The sequence below is a fragment of the Dyadobacter sp. CY261 genome (assembly GCF_021440085.1).
GTDB lineage: Bacteria > Bacteroidota > Bacteroidia > Cytophagales > Spirosomataceae > Dyadobacter.
This window is the reverse complement of sequence record NZ_JAKCPW010000017.1, coordinates 48,196-67,674: the sequence shown is the minus strand read 5'-3', so window position 1 is coordinate 67,674 and position 19,479 is coordinate 48,196. Positions and strand designations below refer to the sequence as shown.

The 19,479-nt window shown below is 46.2% G+C and carries 14 protein-coding genes; 5 read left to right on the top strand and 9 right to left on the bottom strand.

The features are described from left to right. Positions 1-6 precede the first annotated feature (6 nt). The gene (locus LZD49_RS30815; RefSeq protein WP_234671933.1) at positions 7-3,486 is read right to left on the bottom strand and encodes a TonB-dependent receptor; all 3,480 of its coding nucleotides are present in this window, start codon (positions 3,484-3,486) and stop codon (positions 7-9) included. A gap of 225 nt (positions 3,487-3,711) precedes the next feature. Then, positions 3,712-4,764: a FecR family protein gene (locus LZD49_RS30810; protein WP_234671932.1), complete on the bottom strand. Its 1,053-nt coding sequence runs from the start codon at positions 4,762-4,764 to the stop codon at positions 3,712-3,714. A gap of 202 nt (positions 4,765-4,966) precedes the next feature. Between LZD49_RS30810 and LZD49_RS30805 the strand changes: the two genes are divergently transcribed. Then, a complete protein-coding gene (locus tag LZD49_RS30805; RefSeq protein WP_409021365.1) occupies positions 4,967-5,251 on the top strand; it encodes a transposase domain-containing protein in 285 nt (94 codons plus the stop codon). 103 nt (positions 5,252-5,354) lie between these two features. Next, on the top strand, positions 5,355-5,777 hold the full coding sequence (locus tag LZD49_RS30800) for a hypothetical protein (RefSeq protein WP_234671930.1): 423 nt from the start codon (positions 5,355-5,357) through the stop codon (positions 5,775-5,777). Between the two features lie 368 nt (positions 5,778-6,145). Here the strand turns inward: LZD49_RS30800 and tnpA are convergent, their stop codons facing one another. Both tnpA and LZD49_RS30795 read right to left on the bottom strand, forming a co-directional pair. Beyond that, the gene (gene tnpA / locus LZD49_RS36180; RefSeq protein WP_409021364.1) at positions 6,146-6,412 is read right to left on the bottom strand and encodes an IS66 family insertion sequence element accessory protein TnpA; all 267 of its coding nucleotides are present in this window, start codon (positions 6,410-6,412) and stop codon (positions 6,146-6,148) included. A 172-nt stretch (positions 6,413-6,584) separates the two neighbouring features. Next, complete coding sequence (locus tag LZD49_RS30795) at positions 6,585-7,172, bottom strand: sigma-70 family RNA polymerase sigma factor (protein WP_234671928.1); 588 nt, start codon at positions 7,170-7,172, stop codon at positions 6,585-6,587. A 357-nt stretch (positions 7,173-7,529) separates the two neighbouring features. On the opposite strand from LZD49_RS30795, the gene LZD49_RS30790 reads away from it, so the two are divergent. Together LZD49_RS30790 and LZD49_RS30785 are read left to right on the top strand one after the other, a co-directional pair. After that, positions 7,530-8,066, top strand: coding sequence for a DUF2975 domain-containing protein (locus tag LZD49_RS30790; protein ID WP_234671926.1), 537 nt, complete (start codon positions 7,530-7,532; stop codon positions 8,064-8,066). A 2-nt stretch (positions 8,067-8,068) separates the two neighbouring features. Beyond that, positions 8,069-8,284 carry a helix-turn-helix transcriptional regulator gene (locus tag LZD49_RS30785; RefSeq protein WP_234671924.1) on the top strand — a complete coding sequence of 72 codons (216 nt, stop codon included), beginning with the start codon at positions 8,069-8,071 and terminating at the stop codon, positions 8,282-8,284. 372 nt (positions 8,285-8,656) lie between these two features. Here the strand turns inward: LZD49_RS30785 and LZD49_RS30780 are convergent, their stop codons facing one another. From LZD49_RS30780 to LZD49_RS30765, 4 genes are all read right to left on the bottom strand, one after another. Then, positions 8,657-11,083, bottom strand: a complete 2,427-nt coding sequence (locus LZD49_RS30780; RefSeq protein ID WP_234671922.1) for an ABC transporter permease — start codon at positions 11,081-11,083, stop codon at positions 8,657-8,659. 543 nt (positions 11,084-11,626) lie between these two features. Further along, positions 11,627-12,208 (bottom strand): OmpH family outer membrane protein, encoded by a 582-nt coding sequence (locus LZD49_RS30775; RefSeq protein ID WP_234671919.1) that lies wholly within the window; start codon positions 12,206-12,208, stop codon positions 11,627-11,629. Beyond that, on the bottom strand, positions 12,205-13,944 hold the full coding sequence (locus LZD49_RS30770) for a M56 family metallopeptidase (protein ID WP_234671917.1): 1,740 nt from the start codon (positions 13,942-13,944) through the stop codon (positions 12,205-12,207). The genes LZD49_RS30775 and LZD49_RS30770 overlap by 4 nt, the downstream gene beginning before the upstream one ends. Positions 13,945-13,955: 11 nt before the next feature. Further along, positions 13,956-14,330 carry a BlaI/MecI/CopY family transcriptional regulator gene (locus LZD49_RS30765; protein WP_234671916.1) on the bottom strand — a complete coding sequence of 125 codons (375 nt, stop codon included), beginning with the start codon at positions 14,328-14,330 and terminating at the stop codon, positions 13,956-13,958. A gap of 513 nt (positions 14,331-14,843) precedes the next feature. On the opposite strand from LZD49_RS30765, the gene LZD49_RS30760 reads away from it, so the two are divergent. Further along, on the top strand, positions 14,844-15,218 hold the full coding sequence (locus tag LZD49_RS30760; protein ID WP_234671915.1) for a hypothetical protein: 375 nt from the start codon (positions 14,844-14,846) through the stop codon (positions 15,216-15,218). A gap of 457 nt (positions 15,219-15,675) precedes the next feature. Here the strand turns inward: LZD49_RS30760 and LZD49_RS30755 are convergent, their stop codons facing one another. Further along, the gene (locus LZD49_RS30755; RefSeq protein WP_234671914.1) at positions 15,676-19,440 is read right to left on the bottom strand and encodes a DUF4347 domain-containing protein; all 3,765 of its coding nucleotides are present in this window, start codon (positions 19,438-19,440) and stop codon (positions 15,676-15,678) included. Positions 19,441-19,479 lie beyond the last annotated feature (39 nt).

The following is a 19,479-nucleotide window of genomic DNA, read 5'->3' as shown; positions in this document are numbered from 1 at the left end:
GCGCTCTTAAAATGTCAGATTGATTCCAAACATGAATGACTTGGCTGTGGGATAATTACTAAGGTCAATACCCAGGCCACCTGCCCCGCCGGCATTGAACGAGCTTACCTCAGGGTCATAGCCGGTGTATTTGGTAATGGTAAACAGGTTGATCGCCGTCACATAAGTCGACAGCCTGCTCACGCCAATCTTACCGACAATCGACGTAGGAATGGTATAGGTAAGCGTTACGTTTTTCATACGCAGATACGAACCATTCTCGATCCATCGGCTGGAACGTTGATCCACACCAATACCTGAGGTCTGATTACTTCCCAGATCCAGCAGGTTTCTCTCGCGTGAGCTCAAAAACACGGGCACGTCGGTATTTTGGTTGTCGGCGGTCCACCTGTTATTGAGATTCGCACTCAGGCCATTAGATGGGTTTTCCGTTTTAATCCGCACCGCATTGAAAATGTCATTACCATAACTGCCCTGTATCAGGAAAGTCAGATCGAAGTTATTGTAGCTCACACTGTTGTTCCAGCCATATATGAATTTTGGTGAAGCATTCCCGATCGTTTCCAGCCCATCGCCGGCCCTTGTTATTTTACCGTCGCCATTCACATCCTTCCATTTGGCCTCACCGGGGGCCTGCCCCATTTTCTTTGCCTCGGCACGTTCGGCTTCGCTCCATGTTCCGAGGTTTGTATAACCGCGCATCTGATCTACCGGCTGCCCAACCTGCAGGTATTTCAGCGAAAAACCGCTGCCATAGATCTGGTAACCGCCGCCCGTATTGGTCCGAATGGCCAAAGGAGCATTATCGAGCAGGGTTAAAACCTTGCTCCTGTTGAAAGAAATGTTGGCGGAGGTATTCCACTTTATAGCTCCGGTTGCCAGCGGTTTACCACCGACAGAAATTTCAAGTCCTTTATTTTCGATCGAGCCTACATTGGAAAGAATGGTGGTAAAGCCCGTGTAGGCTTCTACCTGTTTGTTTAACAAAAGATCTGTGGTTGTTTTTTTGTAAAGATCCACCGTGGCAACCAGCCGCTCACCGAAGAAGCCCAGATCCATACCAACATTGGTTTGCTCCGTAGTCTCCCATTTCAAATTGGGATTTGCGGCGCGGCCCAGGGCAAAGCCTACATTGGGCTCACTGTTCCCTTCGTAGGGATAATTGAAACCCGATGCAACCGTTGCCAATGTTTGGTAAGGCTGGATAGCCTGGTTACCTGTTTTTCCCCAGCTTGCCCGCAGTTTCAAGTTGGAAATAGCCTTTACATTTTCTAGAAATGCCTCCTGGGAAACGCGCCATGCAGCAGCCGCAGAAGGGAAATAGCCCCATTTATTATTGGCTCCAAAAACCGATGAACCGTCTGCCCGGTAACTGGCTGTGATCATGTATTTTTCATCAAATACATAATTCACACGGCCCAGATAAGAATTCAAAACCTGTTTTGCCTGTGCATTGTAACGTTCGTTGATCTGAGAAGCACCGCCTAAATCGTTGATACCGGTATCATCGCTGAAAAAACCCTGAGCGGAAATGAAAGAGTTCTTGGATTGTATCAATTGCTGTTCTGCTACCCCTGTGATCGTTAACGCATGTTTCTTGTTAAAAATGTTGCTGTAAGTAAGGATGTTGGAGTTTTGAAAATACTGATATTTGCTTTCATTGAGGTCACCGAGTCCGTTCACGCCGCGGCCGGGCTGCGTTTTGGTGCTGTAATAATGTTGCTCATCATTGGAGTTAATGCTGGCAGCACCGGTAACCCGTAATGATAATCCTTTCAGCAGTTTAAAATCAAGAAACGTGCTGATCTCGTTGGTGATGTTATTTTTCTCCGACTTGGTTTCCAAGGCGGTCGCAACAGGATTCCACACATCATTATCGGCGTAGATCTTCGAACCATCGGGTCCGCCTTTTAAAGCTTTGCTATTGTAATTTCCATTCGCATCATAAACGGGTGTGATCGGATCGAATCTTGCAACCGTATTGATTACCTGACCAAGAATATCGCCAAAACGCGTCCCCTCTCCCACAGGCGGCACATTTCCTTTGTCCTTGATCACGTTAAGATTTACACCTGCATTCATCCAGCTGGTTACTTTCAGATCCAGGTTGCTCCTCAAATTATAGCGGGTATATTTCGTGTTTAACACGATTCCCTGCTGATCCATATAACCCGCCGACACGAAAAAGCGGGCCGATTCACCGCCGCCACTGACAGATAATTGATGGTTCTGCAGCTTGCCGCTCCGGTATATTTCATTCTGCCAGTCGGTGCCACCAGTAGCATCCAGTTTGGCGATTTGCTCGGTAGAAAAAGGTATTATTGGCGTAATGGGAGCGCTGGGGGTTCCATTCTGCGTGGCCGCCCAGTCATTGGACTTCCGGGCGTAGTCGCCGGCATTCATCAAATCCAATTTATGGTTCAATGTCTGCACGCCCATACTGAAACCATAGTTGAAAACCGCTTTGCCTGACGCGCCTCTTTTGGTTGTAATCAAGATAACACCGTTAGCACCCCGGGCACCGTAAATGGCCGTGGCCGATGCATCCTTTAACACTTCCAGGGATTCGATGTCATTCGGGTTAATGGTCGTGATGTTTACGCCTTGTATCCCATCTACAACCACCAGCGCATTGTTCCCGCCGGTAATGGAGTTACCGCCCCTGACGCGAATGGTGGCATTACCTCCCGGAGCCCCGTCCGTATTCTGCACCATTACACCCGCGGCGCGGCCCTGCAATGCCTGGTCTACACGCTGGGTAGGCAGCCGGGTCAGGTCAGAACCTTTTACCGAGCTGACAGAACCGGTAAGGTCCGACTTTTTCTGAGTACCATAGCCCACTACCATCACTTCCTCCAAAGCCTTGGTGTCAGTTACCAACGACAAATCGATCTTTTTTCTGCTTCCAATAGTAACTTCCTGTGAGAGATACCCTACAAACGAAAACACAAGCATATCAGCATCTGAGGCAACACTAATGCTGTATAGGCCACTGGTACCGGTGACTGTACCACGTTGCGAACCTTTTACCACTACGCTCACGCCCGGCAACCCTTCGCCCTTTTCGTCTGTTACCGAACCCGTTACCGTCCGGTCCTGAGGATCTACGATGGGAATTGCACCCAGAAAATTACCTGGATTACCGACTGTCTCGGGAGAATCTCCGGTAGACCGGTTCAAAAGAATGGAGCCATCTACCAGCCGAAAACCGATATTCAAGGGTTTCAATGTGGTTTCGAGCACAAAAGACAGCTTTTGATTGATATGATGAACAGACAGTTTTCGCTGGACACCAATCGCCTTGGAACTGTATACGAAATCGACTCCGGTCGATTTTTCCAGGGTATTCAAAAATGTACCAACATTACTATGGTCGAGATGAATCGTGACGATCCGTTCCAGCAGGTTTTGCGCATGGGTGGGCCCTGCCTGGATGGCACTCATAACAAAAGCCGCCAGGATAAATTGGTAGACGGAGTGTTTCATAACTACCCAAAGCCAGGTTTGACAATGTAGATGGTCTTTCATACTTTTGAATGTTTGTTAAGTTTTGTTTAGGATTTAGCAATAGCAGCCCTTTTACACCCTGGAATGGATGTTCTGCGAGATACAGGAAGGGCGAAGAAAGTCGGTACCGGTGCAACGGTACCGATTTCATTTCCGGAAGTCAGATAAAGATTATCACATAGTATTGGGGTTATAGTTGAGTGATTATTGACAGCCTTTTCCGGTAATCAGGATCTTGGTCCCACGCACTTCGTAACTTCCGTTGATCGTCCCGCAAAGCAATTCCAGTTTGGTATACAAGTCCTGATGCGTGAGATTCCCGGTAAATGGGCAATGGCTCAAAGACTCCTGCTCCAGTTCTATTTCCGTCCCGTAAATGACTTCCAACTGGTGGATCACTTCTCCAATGGGCGTATCCTCGAATACGAGCGAAGGAGCTGTCACTTTTTCTGATACAGAGGCCATAATCGGCTGCGGATCCTCCGTAATACTGGTAACAAATTGCTCATTGTCAGGAAAATAAGTAGCTTTCTGATTTGGAGTCAGGATAACACCACGGTTGGGACTAACATTGGTAAGGTCCTTTGCCGCCTGCCTGTACACCGTAACTTTACCGCTTTGAACGGTCACCTGAATAGGTTGCCCGGGATCGCCTGCCCGAACCTGAAATGTCGTCCCTAATACTTTGGTAGTGATATCGCCGGAATAAACCAGAAACGGCCGGCTGGGATCCCGACGCACATTAAAGCTGGCTTCTCCCAGTAATCTCACATCCCTGGTCTTCTTATTGAATTCCTTGTGCACGGCCAGTTGCGAACGCGGCGACAGCACGACAATACTTCCGTCAGGCAGCTTAACTTCCTTATATTTTCCAGACTCATTCACAAACTGCGTCCATTCGGTCTGTTCCACTTTATCAATCAGCGACTGCTGTCCGAACCAGTTTGAGTGCAGCTTCTGGTACCAATTCAGACCGATCACAATTGCAATAACAGCAGCGATCCCGGAAGCGATGAATGCAACTTTACGCCACAATGGCCTCACGAACAGTACAGGTTCTACGCCCAATTCCGGAGTTTGCGGCTGGACCTTACGCCAAAGCATTTGCTCCATCATTAGCCAGTGTTCTTCCGACAACGGAATTTCAATCGGCTCTCCAAGCAACTCATACCACTGCTCAACCAGCTGACTTTCCTCAGATGTGCACGTATGCGTTTCGTAACGGGTCAATAAAGCAAGAAAAGCAGATCGATTCATTATATCGGGACTTCGGAAGTGTTCAATGAGAAAGTATGAAAAAGCAGGTGGAGCCGTAAACGAATTTTGTATTTATTTGAAAAATGAAAAATAAATGGCAACTATACGCAGCAATTCTTGAAATAATTAAATATCAAAGTCCGATTTGGCAAAAGAAACCTAACTTAGGCGTAGAGCGTCTGTATGCGTCCTATAGAACCATATTTTAACAGATCTTTTAGTTCGTAACCTGGCCGAAAATGCCATCAGGCCGCTTGCCATTGGAAGAAAGGCATTTTTATTCGCAGGCTCCCACCAAGCAGCCGAAATGACCGCTGCCATGTATTCCTTTATGGCAACCTGCAAGAAAAACGGTGTTGATGAGCAGCAATGGCTCACCGATGTGCTGGAAAGAATTCAATCACACAAGCACAAAAATCTTTACCAATTACTCCCAATAACTGGATCAAGTACCGGAAACCGGGTGTTTAGGCGCCTTGTAAATTAAGCTGACAGGACAATACGGTTTTACCGGACGGATGCGGATTAATTAAATGCCAAGCTTTCCAACGATAACAGATTAATATTTATCCTATCAAAAACCTCAAATTATGAAAACCCCCTTATTCTCAATTGTTCTGCTTTTTGTTCTGGTTGCCTGTGAAAAGGACAGCCCAAAACCTGATCCACAAATTAAAACCATCGTGGGCAAATGGAAGCATACAGCTTATGAAAAGAATGTAAATGGATCCAATATTTGGGTTCCAATAGATGGAGAGCCAAACTACATAGTTTTTAGATATGATGGCGTGATACTTGATTCAAATGGTTGTCCCAATTGTGCACCCAAATCGTATTATGTGAACGGGGAGCTCTTCGAAGTGATCCCTAAGGAAGCGATATCAATCAGTTCCCAGTGCCCCATTGTTGACTGTATTGGCTGCGCTACATGGGATATTGATCAGTCTGACAATGAACTCATTGTCACTCTCTGCGAACCCTCTAATACGAAATCAAAATACATTCGAGAGTAAGCGAGTTTATTATATTCTTCTGTTGTGAGCCCCAAGTGACAGCGATGAAGTACATCGGGAGACTGCCCCAGAGTGGAAATAAACCATTAAAATTCAGATGCTCAATTCCTTTCCATGCCGGGGATGATCCGGCCAGAAAGAAAAGCAAACACTCAACCGAGGTGTCGCCTTCATTTGCGAGTAATATATGTGTTAATTTTTAAGAATCTCACAAAACCCCTCTATTCAGCGACGACGGTAATCTACTTGCCATTTTGTCCACATACATACGCCCAGCTGTAAATTCGGACCGCCGACGTGGCCATAGCGCATATCGGTTAGGCTGTCGTACAGAAAACACCGGCATGTATGCGAGAGGGCCAGCATACTTAGTTCGCCAGCTCCTTGATGAAGGACGAGTCCAGCGCGGTAAATAACTCCAGTCTGGCCCCGGAAGCAAAAATAAAAGACGTAAGCAGAGGTCTTTGCGGCCGCGGTAACGGTGGTTGCTGAATTGCTATCTGTGAAAATCCTTTTCGGGAAATCGATTCATTCGCATTATCGTGACGAAATTTCTTCACCCAATAACTGAATTTGTAATAGCCGATGCCATTTCGGTTACAAAATGGCTGCTTACTAACCCTTCCAAGCACCATTGATCGTAAGGAACGCGCATTTGTTCTGTGTCTGTTTTCATGACACAAGATTAGGAATTACAGAATGCAGGGATAGATGGGTTGCTCGGACGGATACGAACGTCTTCACTCGGCAATGGGAATTGCCGCATCATCGCAGAGTCCGGTCAGGATCATTGTATGCAGAGAAAATTTATGCGCATATAAGGGTGGCAACGACTGAATAAGCCAGATAATCCCTTAATTGAAATCGCAGGATGCGTAAAGATTGCGTGATATGGTATTCAACCGCGCGATCGGACAGCCCTAAATGATTTGCGATTTCTGAGGTGGATCGCTGTTCAAAACGGCTCATCTGAAATACTAGCCGTGTTTTTTCAGGAAGCAGGTTCAGCGCATTGTCTAGTGCAGCAGATAACTCGGCCAGCCCTACGCCGGTATCAGCCAGCTGGTCCGTGGCTTGTTCGGGAACCTCTCCCAGGTCGGTCTGCATGTTGGCAAGCCTGGCTTTAATAAAGCCGATCACACTGTATTTGAGAGCCGTTTTCAGGTAGGCATCCGGATTTTCAATGAGGATCTTTTGCCTGTTCTCCCACAATCTCATGAATAACTCCTGAACCATTTCTTCGGCAGCAATCCGACTATTTGTTTTCCAAGTAGCAATGGAAAACAGCGAGCGCCAGTAGCGCCGGTAGATTGCCTCATAGGCTTTTGCATCCCCCGTAAAAAGAAGCCTTCCCAACATTTCATCTGGCAGCGTCGAATACAGATCATTATCCATAGGTAACTCCTTATGCCGGTGTCTGTCATTTTATGACTATAGAGTCAAGATACACAGATTTTTGGCAAAGAACATGTGGACATCGATTAGAACCTTATGAAGTTCGAAGTGAAGTTCTGGATCAACATAAAGTTTTCCCTGTCTTCTTCGGTGGCGCCCTTACCATCACTTGTCATTAGTAACCATCCATTTTGAACACTTTTGACCGAGTTGAGCAACGGCCACGATCCCAGTGGAGCCCAAAAGGCTTGGGATAAGTCATTAGTATAAACAAACATTTCTTCTTTATCAAGAAAATTTTATTGTTTATCAATAATATTTTATTATTTTTGGTGCATAGAACAAACTTTAAAAACTATGTCAAAAACCAACAACTTCGTATTTTGGAGCTTATATATTGTGGCTTGGGTCATTTTTGTCGGCTTGTCCATTGAAGCAGGAGGCATAATAGTAAATTTCATTTTCAGTCTGTATAAGCCTGAATTTGTCCAAAATCTTTATCAAAAGTTGGACTTAACTAAAATGTATAAAGAAAGTAGATTAGCTTTTTTCGGCATCTATAGCTTTATTCTAATCATTTCAATTTTAAAAGTTTGCCTATTTTACATAGTTATCAGACTAATGCATAAAATGGATTTATCAAAGCCATTCAACACTTTTGTTGCCAGACAAATTTCACAAATTAGTTATTACACCCTTTCAATCGGACTGTTAAGTTACATTGCCAGAAAGTCAGCAAAAAATTTAATGCATTACGGTTTTGCTACCGACAACTTGAACCAATTTTGGGCAGACAGTCAAGCATTTATTTTTATGGGAGCTGTAATCTATATTATTGCGACTATTTTTAAAAAAGGAGTAGATATTCAAAACGAAAACGATTTAACTGTATAAATATGCCAATCATTGTAAACTTGGATGTGATGATGGCAAAGCGGAAGATGTCGCTTAATGAGCTGTCAGAAAAAGTTGAGCTGACGCTTTCTAACCTGTCCATTTTAAAGACTGGAAAAGCGAAAGCCATACGTTTCAGCACTTTAGAGGCCATATGTAAGGCCCTCAACTGCCAGCCTGCGGATATCCTTGAATATGTAGATGAAACCAAACACTAATCCGATTATGAAACCAATATTTATAACATTAGTTTACTGCTGCTCTCTTTTGTGGAAATGCTCAAAATAAGGAAAGAATTTATATAGGTACAAAAGAGATGATTAATTCCAGGGTATTGAATGAGAATAGAAAAATTTGGACCTATACCCCAGAAATTACCTCTCAAGAAAGGATGCCAATAACCCCAAGGACATTACAACGATTAAGAACGGAGCTTCAGTGGTTTGCGTGTTTGAAGGCTCGTTTGACTTTTTATCCTACAAAACCCTGACAACAGAATCCGGCACCGGGCCGGAGGACTATGTGATACTTAATTCACTTTCCTTTTTTGTGAGACTTAATACTGCGCCAGTACTATCCGGTTATCCCACTTATTCGCTACGCAACGATTTCACCGGATTAAGTAACGCCGTGGCGATGGTTTTTCCGCCGATGGAAATGATCGCCATCAAAAGGACTACGATGGCGGGGCCGGTGAAGATGTAGAATGTCAGCTCCGTGTGGGAGGCGTAGCTACTCAGCCAGGCGTCGGCCAAAAAGTATGTTACCGGAATGGCTATGAGGACCGAGAAGGCTATCAGGCGTAAAAATTCCTTTGAAAGCAGCACAACCAGACTGGTCGTCGTGGCGCCGATCACCTTGCGGATACCGATTTCCTTTGTGCGTTTGGAAGCGGTAAAAGTCGCGAGGCCGAATAAGCCCATACACGAAATCACAATCGCAATCACGGTCAGCATGCCGAATACCTGGCGGAAGCGGTCGTCGGTTTTGTATTGTTTGTCATACTCGTTGTCCAAGAAGAAGTACACGAACGGCGAGCGCGGGAAACTGGCTTCGAAAACGCGTTTCAATGTGGCCAGCTGCGAGGCGGCCTCGCCGGAGGCAAATCTAATGCTGGCATAATTCCAGAAGCCTGGATTGTAAAAATGGATTATAGGAATATGCGGGTCCTTGGGCGAGAGGTAGTGATAATTGTTGATCACACCTCTAATCGTCGCCTTCTTTCCCCAAAGATCGACCTGCCTGCCAATGGCGTTTTCAGGTCTGCTGACGCCCCAGAGCCGCAATGTTTCCAGGTTGACAATCAGTTGCCGGTTTATCGTATCGGAAAACCCAGGGATGGTCGAGGCGTCGAAATTTTTTCCTGCCAAAAGCCGAAGCGACATTTGCTCGATAAACGAGGTGTCGATTTCGGTCAGATAGAAATTGTAGCTTGTTTTTTGGCCAGCATCAGCCAAGGTGATTCCTTGTGTGGTACCCATATCGGCAGAGCCCATGCCGGGGACAGTCCCTGAATAGCTGACAGACTTTACTATGGACTCGTCAAGGAGCATGTTTTTGAATGCATCATAAGGTTTATTGTCGTTAATGTTCCCTGGTGCTTTTACCACGATCGTATGGCCGATATTCAGGCCCAGTTCCTGCTCCCGCAAAAATTTCACCTGCCGGAACACAACGAAGGTCTGCACGAGCAGGATCATGGTAATGGTAAATTGAAACACAACCAGCGACTTACGGATCAAAGCGCCTTTGGTTGAATGGGTAAAACTGCCTTTAAGCACTTTAACAGGCTCGAAAGCAGCCATTACAAGAGCGGGATAGAAGCCCCAAAGTAAGACGCCCAATAGTATGAATGCCCCGATATTTGCCCAGAAAAATGCATTGCCGACCACAGAAAAATCTTTCGGCAAGTCTGCCATTTCCAAAAATGTGGTTTGAAAAAGCATCACCAGCAAGATGGCCAGTCCGGCTGCCGCCAGGTTAACCAGCACGGTTTCCACCAGCACCTGCGTCCTGATCTGTAATTGGGTCGAGCCGACAGATTTTCTGACACCGATCTCTCGCGCGCGGTCCAGCGCCCTGGATGTTGTCAGATTGACGTAGTTGACAAAGGCACCCAGCAGTACCAAAGCAGCCACACCGAGCAGCAAGTAAACCGAGCGGGCTTCTCCATTGGCCTCGGTCTCGAATGTCTTGTGGGAATAAAGGTGGATATCACCGATTTTCTGCCCGATTACACGCTCATTCTTGATCCGTTTCTCACTAAGCAGCCGGTCGCTAAATTTGGACAATGAGCTGGTAAAAGATTGATAGGTAGTTTTTTGACTCAGTAGCAGATAGGTGTAGATATTATTATTATCCCAGTTGTCTTCGCTTTCGCCAAAGTCGGAAAGCAGGGTTGGGTAGGATATAACCATGTCGAATTTGAGGTGTGTATTTAAAGGAGGATTTGGCACTACGCCCACAATTTCAACGATGACATCTTTGTTGGATCTGGGGATAGTGAGTGTTTTGCTTACGACGTCTAAGGTGTTAAAATAGGTCATAGCCATTTTCTCGGTAACAACTGCCTGCCGCGGCCCTGCGAAAATCTCCTTCTGATCACCCCGGATGAGCTGATAGTGGAAGATTTTGAAAAACGAAGAGTCGACCGCATAGACATTGTCAATCTGGTAATTTTTGTCTGAGATCTTGACCATTGAATGGCGATCGCGGAGATGATAGGCACGCGTATAGTTTTCGACTTCGCTCATTTCGCGCAGGGCTTTTGCACCCAGCGGCGGGTAGGTTTCGGCATCCTGCGAATCAAGGGTCTTGCCATTAAGATAGTCCATTGTCAACCGCACAACCCGGTCGGCTTTGGGGTTCGAATGCTCGTAGCTCAGCTCAAAGCGGACATACTGTGAAACAAGTAGTGCGACCGCCAGACCTATGGCCAGGCCGCCTATATTGATCAGTGAAAAAGTGGCGCTTTTCCACAGGTTCCGCCAAGCAATGATGGTATAGTTGAGCAGCATAGTTAAGCCAGTTTGTCTATGCATTCGCAACAATTATACCCGGTATCAAAAACCACTCTATATAGCCTGAAACGATATATTTCACGGTAGATGTGTCCGAATCTGAACATGAATGTCCGCCCATCACCTCTGAGTTTTGCGAGACACCAAATCATTCATTGGTGAGCAGGCTTACCTTGACACATTTAATGAGAATAAAAAAATAGCGTCTCGGAACAAAAGCGTTTTTATGGGACTATTGAGACAGGTGTCGATTATGGGCTACCCTAAAGGTTCCTTACCGTCATCCTGCAAGTTTGTAAGCGAGTTGAGTAAAGCTCCTAAATCCACCGGCTTAACTAAATGCCCCCTTGGATTCCGCTTCCCTGTCCTGTGCAGGTCATTGCCGGGTCACATATAGAATTCGCTCAGATGGTCTCGAGACGGTAGTTAGTTCAAAAATTGCAAAACGAGCACCTTAAAGTGTAATTTGATTAGCCTTTCTTTTATCTCTCGGGATGGCTGGATGTTTGTGTTCCCGATTCGTGCTTTCGAAAACGGAAATCACTTAATGATTCCACTTTTGCGGTTTTTCCCCTTTTCAGGATGACTTGCAACTCCCAGCTTAGCTAGGGTTTGATCTGTTAGATCTGTTTGAGTGTCGCTTGAATAAATTAAGAACGGCATCGACTCACCGGAACTGTAATCTGCGGAGTTTCTGGCAACGTATGTCACTTGGAGCTCCGTTGCACATTCTGCTATGGCAGCTTTGACCAACCTCTCTATCTCGGGAAATTTGTTTGCATACTTTGTACGCAAGTCTTTATCTGCATTTTCCTGAAATTGTTGAATTGCAGCTTGGAGCGTTTCCAGCTCATTCGCTTTATCCTTTAACACGGGTTCAGGAGTTTGTTTATCAAGTTTCTGGTAAGCTTGCAGTTTCTGTTGGTATTCTGCTAATTTCTCTTTTTGGACTTTTTGATATCTCGAAGATGAGCTATCGATCTCAGCCAATAGTTTTTTGTGCGACGGAAGGTTGGCGTATACGTATTCGAGGTCGACAGTGCCGATTTTATTTTTTTGGCAAAAAGCGTTTGTTGACATTACCACTGATAGTGCCAGCAGAAAGAACAGGGCGCGTGTCATTTTTTTGGCAGTTTAACTCTCATGTCCAGAGGCTTTTCTTTGAGTGGACGATGTACAAATCCATATCCATACCGATGCAAGGTAGTAGTTGGCGCAGTGCTGTCTCGCAGATCAATGGTAGCCTGCTCAAAAACCTCCTTAACTAATTTGTCGCCAATCGGCCCAGTTTTTGCAGGGGAATAGATGGATCTATTTCCCCAAAAGCCAGGAGTTTTCTCTTTCACGGCAAGCGGTAATGAGTCAACTGCAATGTTGAAAGCGATGCCCGTCGTATACCGAACAGCCACTGGTTTAAAGTTTTTTTCGGCTGGGCGCCATCTAGGCATCAGGCGAACTACGCGCATCGCTTCATTGTCAAGATCGTTCCTTACGCCTTTTTCGATTTTAGGATCGCTTACATTTCCCACCGTATCGATTAGGAATGATACAGAGACCTGCCCTTCAACCCCATCGATCAGTGCTTGCTTCGGATACCTTAGCGTGCTCGCTATGAAATGGCTCTTATTTGGAAGCACTGGCCAGCGGTCTAACAGAATCCTAGCTCGTTCGTTGGTTGCGAGCGTCCTCTTGACTGCACGCCTATCTTTTTTTGTTAAAAGTGAACTTGTGTTGCTCTCCAATCGAATATGGCATTCATCGTTCGATTTGCGTATTTTCTGTGTGTAGCGGAGGAAATCATCATGTTCCACTGTCATTGTAGAGCCCCGAGGGATCTCATTTGCCTCGAAGCCGCCTCTTGTGGTAGTTACCGCACTTTCATAGCTGCCTGAGAAAGTAATTGCCGCATTGGACACCGGCACACCGGATTCGTCGGTTACAATTCCTTTAACCGTTACCAAATCAAAAGTATGTGCATTTTTTGGCCGGATGTTTCTTTCTTCATATACAAACTTTCTCGCAGCCATCAGGACAACTGCCAAAGCGAACACCGGCAGTAGCAGCAGATACTTACTCCTTAGCCAAGTCGCCGTCCGGTTCTGGTATATCATATGAATCCGCTTTTTGAGCAGCGAAGAATTGAAGAACTGATTTGCAACGGAAGTCGCTATTGCACTTTTTGCATATGAGAGCAGGAATGTGGCGTAGTAATCCCGATCAGTGGCCTGTTCGTCGGCCAGAAACTCATGAGTATCCTGCAACGCACGCTTGTAAAGCCAGAGGGCCGGATTAAACCAGAATGCGACCTTTAACATTTCAACCAGCAGGATATCCAGGGTGTGCCATTGCCTGATATGAACCATTTCATGCGCGAAAATAGGTTCGAAGTTTTGCTCGTAGTCGTCATTGGAAATGATAATCCATTTAAGAAATGAAAACGATCCGATCCGGGCATACTGACGTTGACTGATAACGAGATTGTAACCCTGCATGGGAATGCGAATCCCATGCTGCACGATTCGAAATACGTTGTGGATAGCTCTGATCAGCCCAATTAGCATCGCAACAACTCCCGCATAATAGCAGGCGGGCAGGAAATATCCTGTGGAATTGGTGCTGGCGGTCGCTTCTGCAACGGCAAATGAATCGCTGGCACTTGCCATAATGCTCGCATTTTCAACTAATGTAACGGTTTGCTGTAATTCGATAGTCGGAATCACAAAGCTGATGACCAACGAAAAAAGCAAATAGGCCCGGTTGAGCATAAAAAAGGTGTACTTCCGGAATAGCAGCCAGTAGCAGCCGTAGAATACCAACCAGCAGATGTTGACTTTCACCAGATAGGGAAGTGCTTCCATTTTCAGGATGTTTATTTTTTGCTTTTATTTTTTTTGATAAAGGCAGCTAAATCGTCGAGGTCCGTCTTTTTTAAATTATCGTCTTTCATGAAGAAAGAGACGAGGTTCGTAACCGAGTTGTCAAAGTAGTTTTCTACAAGTTGCTGAACCTCGTATTTTCTGTATTCCTGCTCGCTGATCAGTGGATAATATTCATGTGTATTGCCGTAAGTAGTGTGGGCGACGATCCCTTTTTTTTCAAGTATGCGCACAAAGGTCGCAACAGTTGTATATGCCGGCTTGGGCTCATTCATTTGCGCCAAGATGTCTTTAATGAATGCTTTGCCGAGTTGCCAAAGAATCTTCATGATTTCTGCTTCGGCTCTAGTAAGCGAACGGGGTTCCATATTCCAGATCATTAACATGATGAGCCGTAAATATCCTACTAAAAACTTAGTAAACAAACGAAGAACTTAAATTTTTTACTAATTTTTTAGTAGATACAAGAGTATAGGATTTGTAATATGTACGAATGCTTTCAGTACATCTGAAATTCGATCATCAAACTTCTCAGATCATAACTATTTGTTATCCCAGCAGAGCGCAATTTTATCCGGTGGTTAAAGCCCAATTTAGAGCTTGTTTCAAAATGACACTGTCGGGCCAGGTACGGGATCATAAGGTTCACTAAATTAAACTTCGACACCTTAAACCGTAATTTTCTTAAACATTGATGAACGGCAATTTGTTAACATGCTTTTAGTGGGATACCTTCCAACTAGATCGGTGCCTAGGCGAAAATTTAAACAGGAAGTGCATTTCTAGGTAATCTGTAACCGGTATTAATTTGGCATAATTATAAGGCTAAGCAACCATTGCAGACATTAACGGTTCCCTTATAGTAACCAACTTTCGAAAAAATGATCCAGACCAGATTTTTTATAATTATGCTTCTGACAGCGTTTCTGGCAGGCTGCAAAAATGGAAACCCGATCTGGCAGGTCTGCACGGATGAATTTAGGTTCATTGCCCTGACCGTGCCAGGGCCTGCTCTTACTGATTTTTACACTGTCAGGTTATCGACTTCGGACACGATCCGCGTGAACGGGGATAGTATAATCGATAAGAATCAGTACGTGGTATTGAATGATTTGCACAGACCCATGTTTCAGGGACGTCAGGAGGAATTTCGGTTTATCGGGCTCAGAGGTGACACCATCGCAGTAAGTGAAGCTTATCTGATCCGGGCTGATAGATGTCATATTAAGAAAGTGAGCGGTAAGGACGCGATATGAAATACCCGCCATGTTCTGAGAAACCTGATATCAGCCCGTCATTAAGCTCAATGATTGCGTCTGCCAATTGCTGGGTATCAAGCGATGTTGAGTTTCGGTTAAATCGTTTAAGCCGGTCAATCTTCCGCTCGATCCGCTAAGAAAGCAATCAGCGTATTTATAATCCTGGAGCGTCACGCATTTTTGCAATTTTTCATCCAATACTGCCTTGGGCACTGACATGGAAAACGACGATCAAGCAAATCAAAATCGTGTGATGCCAACAAAATCCTAAGAATTATTTATGACCGGCCATATCAATTTCCCGCACAAAACAAGCTGCAACTTACCCCGGAGGCGCTTGCAGAATATGCCGGGGAACATTCGCTCTGGCCTGGTGAGTGGATTAAGGGGGCCGTGGAAAACTCATTTTTGATGGCGACCACCAGTGATCAGGATTCTATCGGCAGATTTAAATTCAATTTTTTACAAATTTTAATTGTCTGGACCGTCCGTCAGATGTGTCGAGCTTCACAAGGTACGAGCCCGCGGATAAATTTTGCACGGGGATTCCATCTGTCGTGTAAGTATCGAAGCGGCTCACCAGCATGCCCGAAAGGTTGTAAATCGCTATTCCGCTCACCGTCCGGGTGTCGGCGAGATTGAAGAATATTCTTTCTGTTGCAGGATTCGGATAAGTACTGATTTCAATCGGTTGCACACCGAAATTGACATTCCGTATTCTGCTGTAAGCGAAGCTGCCGTCGAGATCTACCATTTTCAGGCGGTACAGGTTTTCGCCCGGCATCGGCGTATGATCCGTGAATTCGTAGTTTCTCAAAGTCGAACTTTCGGTATTTGCCACTACGGACCCGATTGGCTGCCAGACTTGTCCTTTTGCACTTCTTTGGATTTCAAAATGACTGCTGTTGGTCTCCTGGGAGGTGGCCCATTGCAATGTGGCCTCAGATTCGCGCCTTGCTGCGTCGAAGTTCACCAGCGTTACCGGTAGCGGATCATTGATCAGCTTGACCACCAGTGTCCCGTTTGCGTTGTCGTAGGTTGTCTCCCAGATTTTTTGTGGGATCACGGGCAAGTTGATCGTTGCAAACTCACCTGTGCTGTTGGCTGCGTCGATGATGGTAAAAGTATCTCCTAGCTTGGGGATGTAGTTGTCCGCCAGCGACACATTCAGCGTCCCTGAAAACAACATCGTGCCAAGCACCTGAATCTGATCATATTCCGACCCCGCAGTTGTTCCGCCAAGTTCGATATTGATCACGCCATTGTTGGTCAGCTTACCAGAGAAGGAAAGCATACCGGGAGAATTTCCGGGCGCGATCACACCCGCATTTGTAAAATCACTGACTACAAAGCTGCCGCTGCCTTTAAGCGTTCCTGCATTTGTTAGTGTGCTCGCAACGGTCAGGACAGTTCCTTTGACGTCGATCGTCCCGTTATTAACCAGGTTGCCGGTAGCAGGAGCAAACCCCTCCGGAAGCTCAATCGTCTGCCCGGCTGCAACGGTTACTATCGCGGTGGATGCGTTGGGGAATATGGTCGCGGGTATCCAGAAACTGTTATCCGCCGACGACTCCCAGCTTTCTGCCGCATTCCAGTTTGCCGTGCTGTTTCGGGTCCTGAAATAGCTGGCCGCGGTGGATACCTTGTAGACCTCATATGCTTCCGCGTTGTTGAAGGCGGAAGACACATTGGGCACAGTGCCGGCAGTTCCTGTGAAATCGAGGCGGATGGTGCCATTCCCGGTGCCCGTCCCTATCGTGACTGTATAGGTAGTCCCGCTGCCTGACACTTCCGAAATGAAAGCGCCTGTCAATCCCGACACTGCCAATGTGAAGTCCGATGCCTCGACTCCGCTGGTACTCTGCGCGAAAGTGACCGTGTAAGTGACGGCAGCACTATTGGTGGGAGAAGGAGAGACTCTCGAAATAGCAGCAACCGATGTTTTTGTGTAAAAACTAACCTCATTTCCGTATGAAGTCCCAACCGCATTGATCGCATAAGCCCTGACGAATATTTGCATTCCCGTAGGCAAAGCGCTGATCGACTGGCTAAAAGTCCCGGTTCCCGTTCCGATCACCGTTTTATTGTTGGCCAGCGTTGGCGATGGAGAGGTACTCCATACGATACCATATTCTGTTACAGGCTCCCCGCCGTCATCGATCACGGCTCCGCCCATCGTAGCGGTATTTGTATTGTAAATGCTTACTTGTGAAGTCGTCAAAGCCGGGGCGGTAGCGGCTGCTCCGGTGGTAAATCTCAGGCTCATGGCAGTGCTAATCCCGCTAAAAATCCTCCCGTCCAGGTCGGCGAAAGCGCCTTTGTCGACCAGCACATAATAGGTTGTATTACCTCCCAGGTCGCTCGTGGGGTTAATGGTAATCGATGTTGTGGAGTTGCCTGAAACCTGCGGATCTGTGGTCGGGATTGTTGCAAATATTGAATTATCACTTACACGCCGGATCACGATGTTTTTATCTGCTACTGCATTGACCGGCCTGTTGAAATTGAGCATAATATTAGCCTTGACCGAAACGCCCGTTGCCAGGTTTGCCGGTGTTGTGCTGCTGATAGCCGGCGGCGCGTCGGATTGCACGAACAGGATATTCTGGTCGGAAGCGGTTCTTGCGGTCACGAAAATGTCAACATCTTTATCATTGTCCCAGTCAGCGACAAACGCTTTTGCTGCATTGTTATAAAATGCCCCATTGTTAGGGATGTTGTTAAAGGGATTTGCCGTGCCTGTCGCATCTGTAAAAGTGCCACTTCCGTTGTTGCGCCAAAATTTCAGCGTAGTAGAAGCATTGGAGCTTGAAGCCTGGATGTCGATATCCCCATCCGCATCAAAATCGCCGTAGATATATTGATTATCCTGTACAATGGCGATGTTCTTAAATGGACTTGCGGAGCCTGCTAATTCCACGTAAATGCCATTGTCGTTGCGGTAGAAGATGTTTTCTCCCGTCGCGGCGCCAATGCTTCGTCTGGTTACGAAAATGTCAACATCCCCATCGTTATCCCAGTCGGCCACGCGTGCAAAAGCTGCGCTGGTGTAAAAAGCCGCTGTGTTGGCCAGATCTCGAAAGGGATTCGCTGATCCGGTCACTTTGGTAAACTGCCCGGTGCCGTTGTTTTGCCAGAATTCGTTATCCCCGGAACCCGGATAAGAATGGATGTCAATATCCCCATCGGCGTCAAAATCGCCATAAATGAGCTGATCGTCGCCGGAAATCTTGATCGCATCGAATGGGCTGGCGCTTCCGGTGATTTCTTGGTAAACGCCATTGTTGTTTTTGTAGAAAATGTTTTGGTCCGATGCAGCACGTTTCGTTACGAAAATGTCCGTATCTCCATCGTTATCCCAGTCGGCTACAAAGGCATATTTTGCGCCATAAAATGCAGATTTCTCTGTGATATTGTTAAATGGGCTCCCTGCACCGCTGACCTGTGAAAAGCTGCCGCTTCCATTGTTCCGCCAGAACTGATTTTCAGTTCCGCCTGAGGCCGGATAAAGGTGGATATCAATATCGCCATCGGCGTCAAAATCACCATAAATGAGTTGATCGTCCGTATAAATTTTCATCGCGTCGAAAGGGCTGTTGCTGCCTTCAAGCGCAGAGAAATAAGGGATGAGCAGACCCTTATAATCCAGATATTTCAAAACGTGATCTTTGATCAATCGTCCTGCGATATATTCCAGGTCCCAGTTTCCACCGGACTCACTTGATCCGGTATTGTCGTCAGAACTTGCGACCGACACACCCAGTAAGGCATGAAGCCGGTCGACAAAGCTCTTTCCGCCCCGACTACCAGCCAACTGGCAGCTGTAAATCAATAGCTCCGATTTTTCTGAGGCAAAACTTTGGCTGACAGCTTTCCAAAATCGGCTAAATCGATTGATATTGTCTTCGTTCAGCTGTTGTCGGCCCAATACAAAATTGCCATTTGTACCATGAGTCAGAATATGCAACCGTGCTACGTCATGTAGTGTACCAATTTCCTTTTCCAAGTCGGCAAACCCGGTATCCGTATTTTCTACCAGGATCACCCGTGTATTTTGCCTGGAACTGCGGGCCAGCTCCTGGTAATCTTCCAGGGACTTATCGATGATTACCACATTGCTGCCAGCGGGTAGATTGACAAATTCGGCTTGTTGATAAAACAGCAAGCCACCAGCAAGCATGCAGGCGGCGATCAAAACGTTGGTAAAAGTTCTCTTCATAGATTGTCAAAAATTTTTGAAATCTATGTTTCCTTTTTT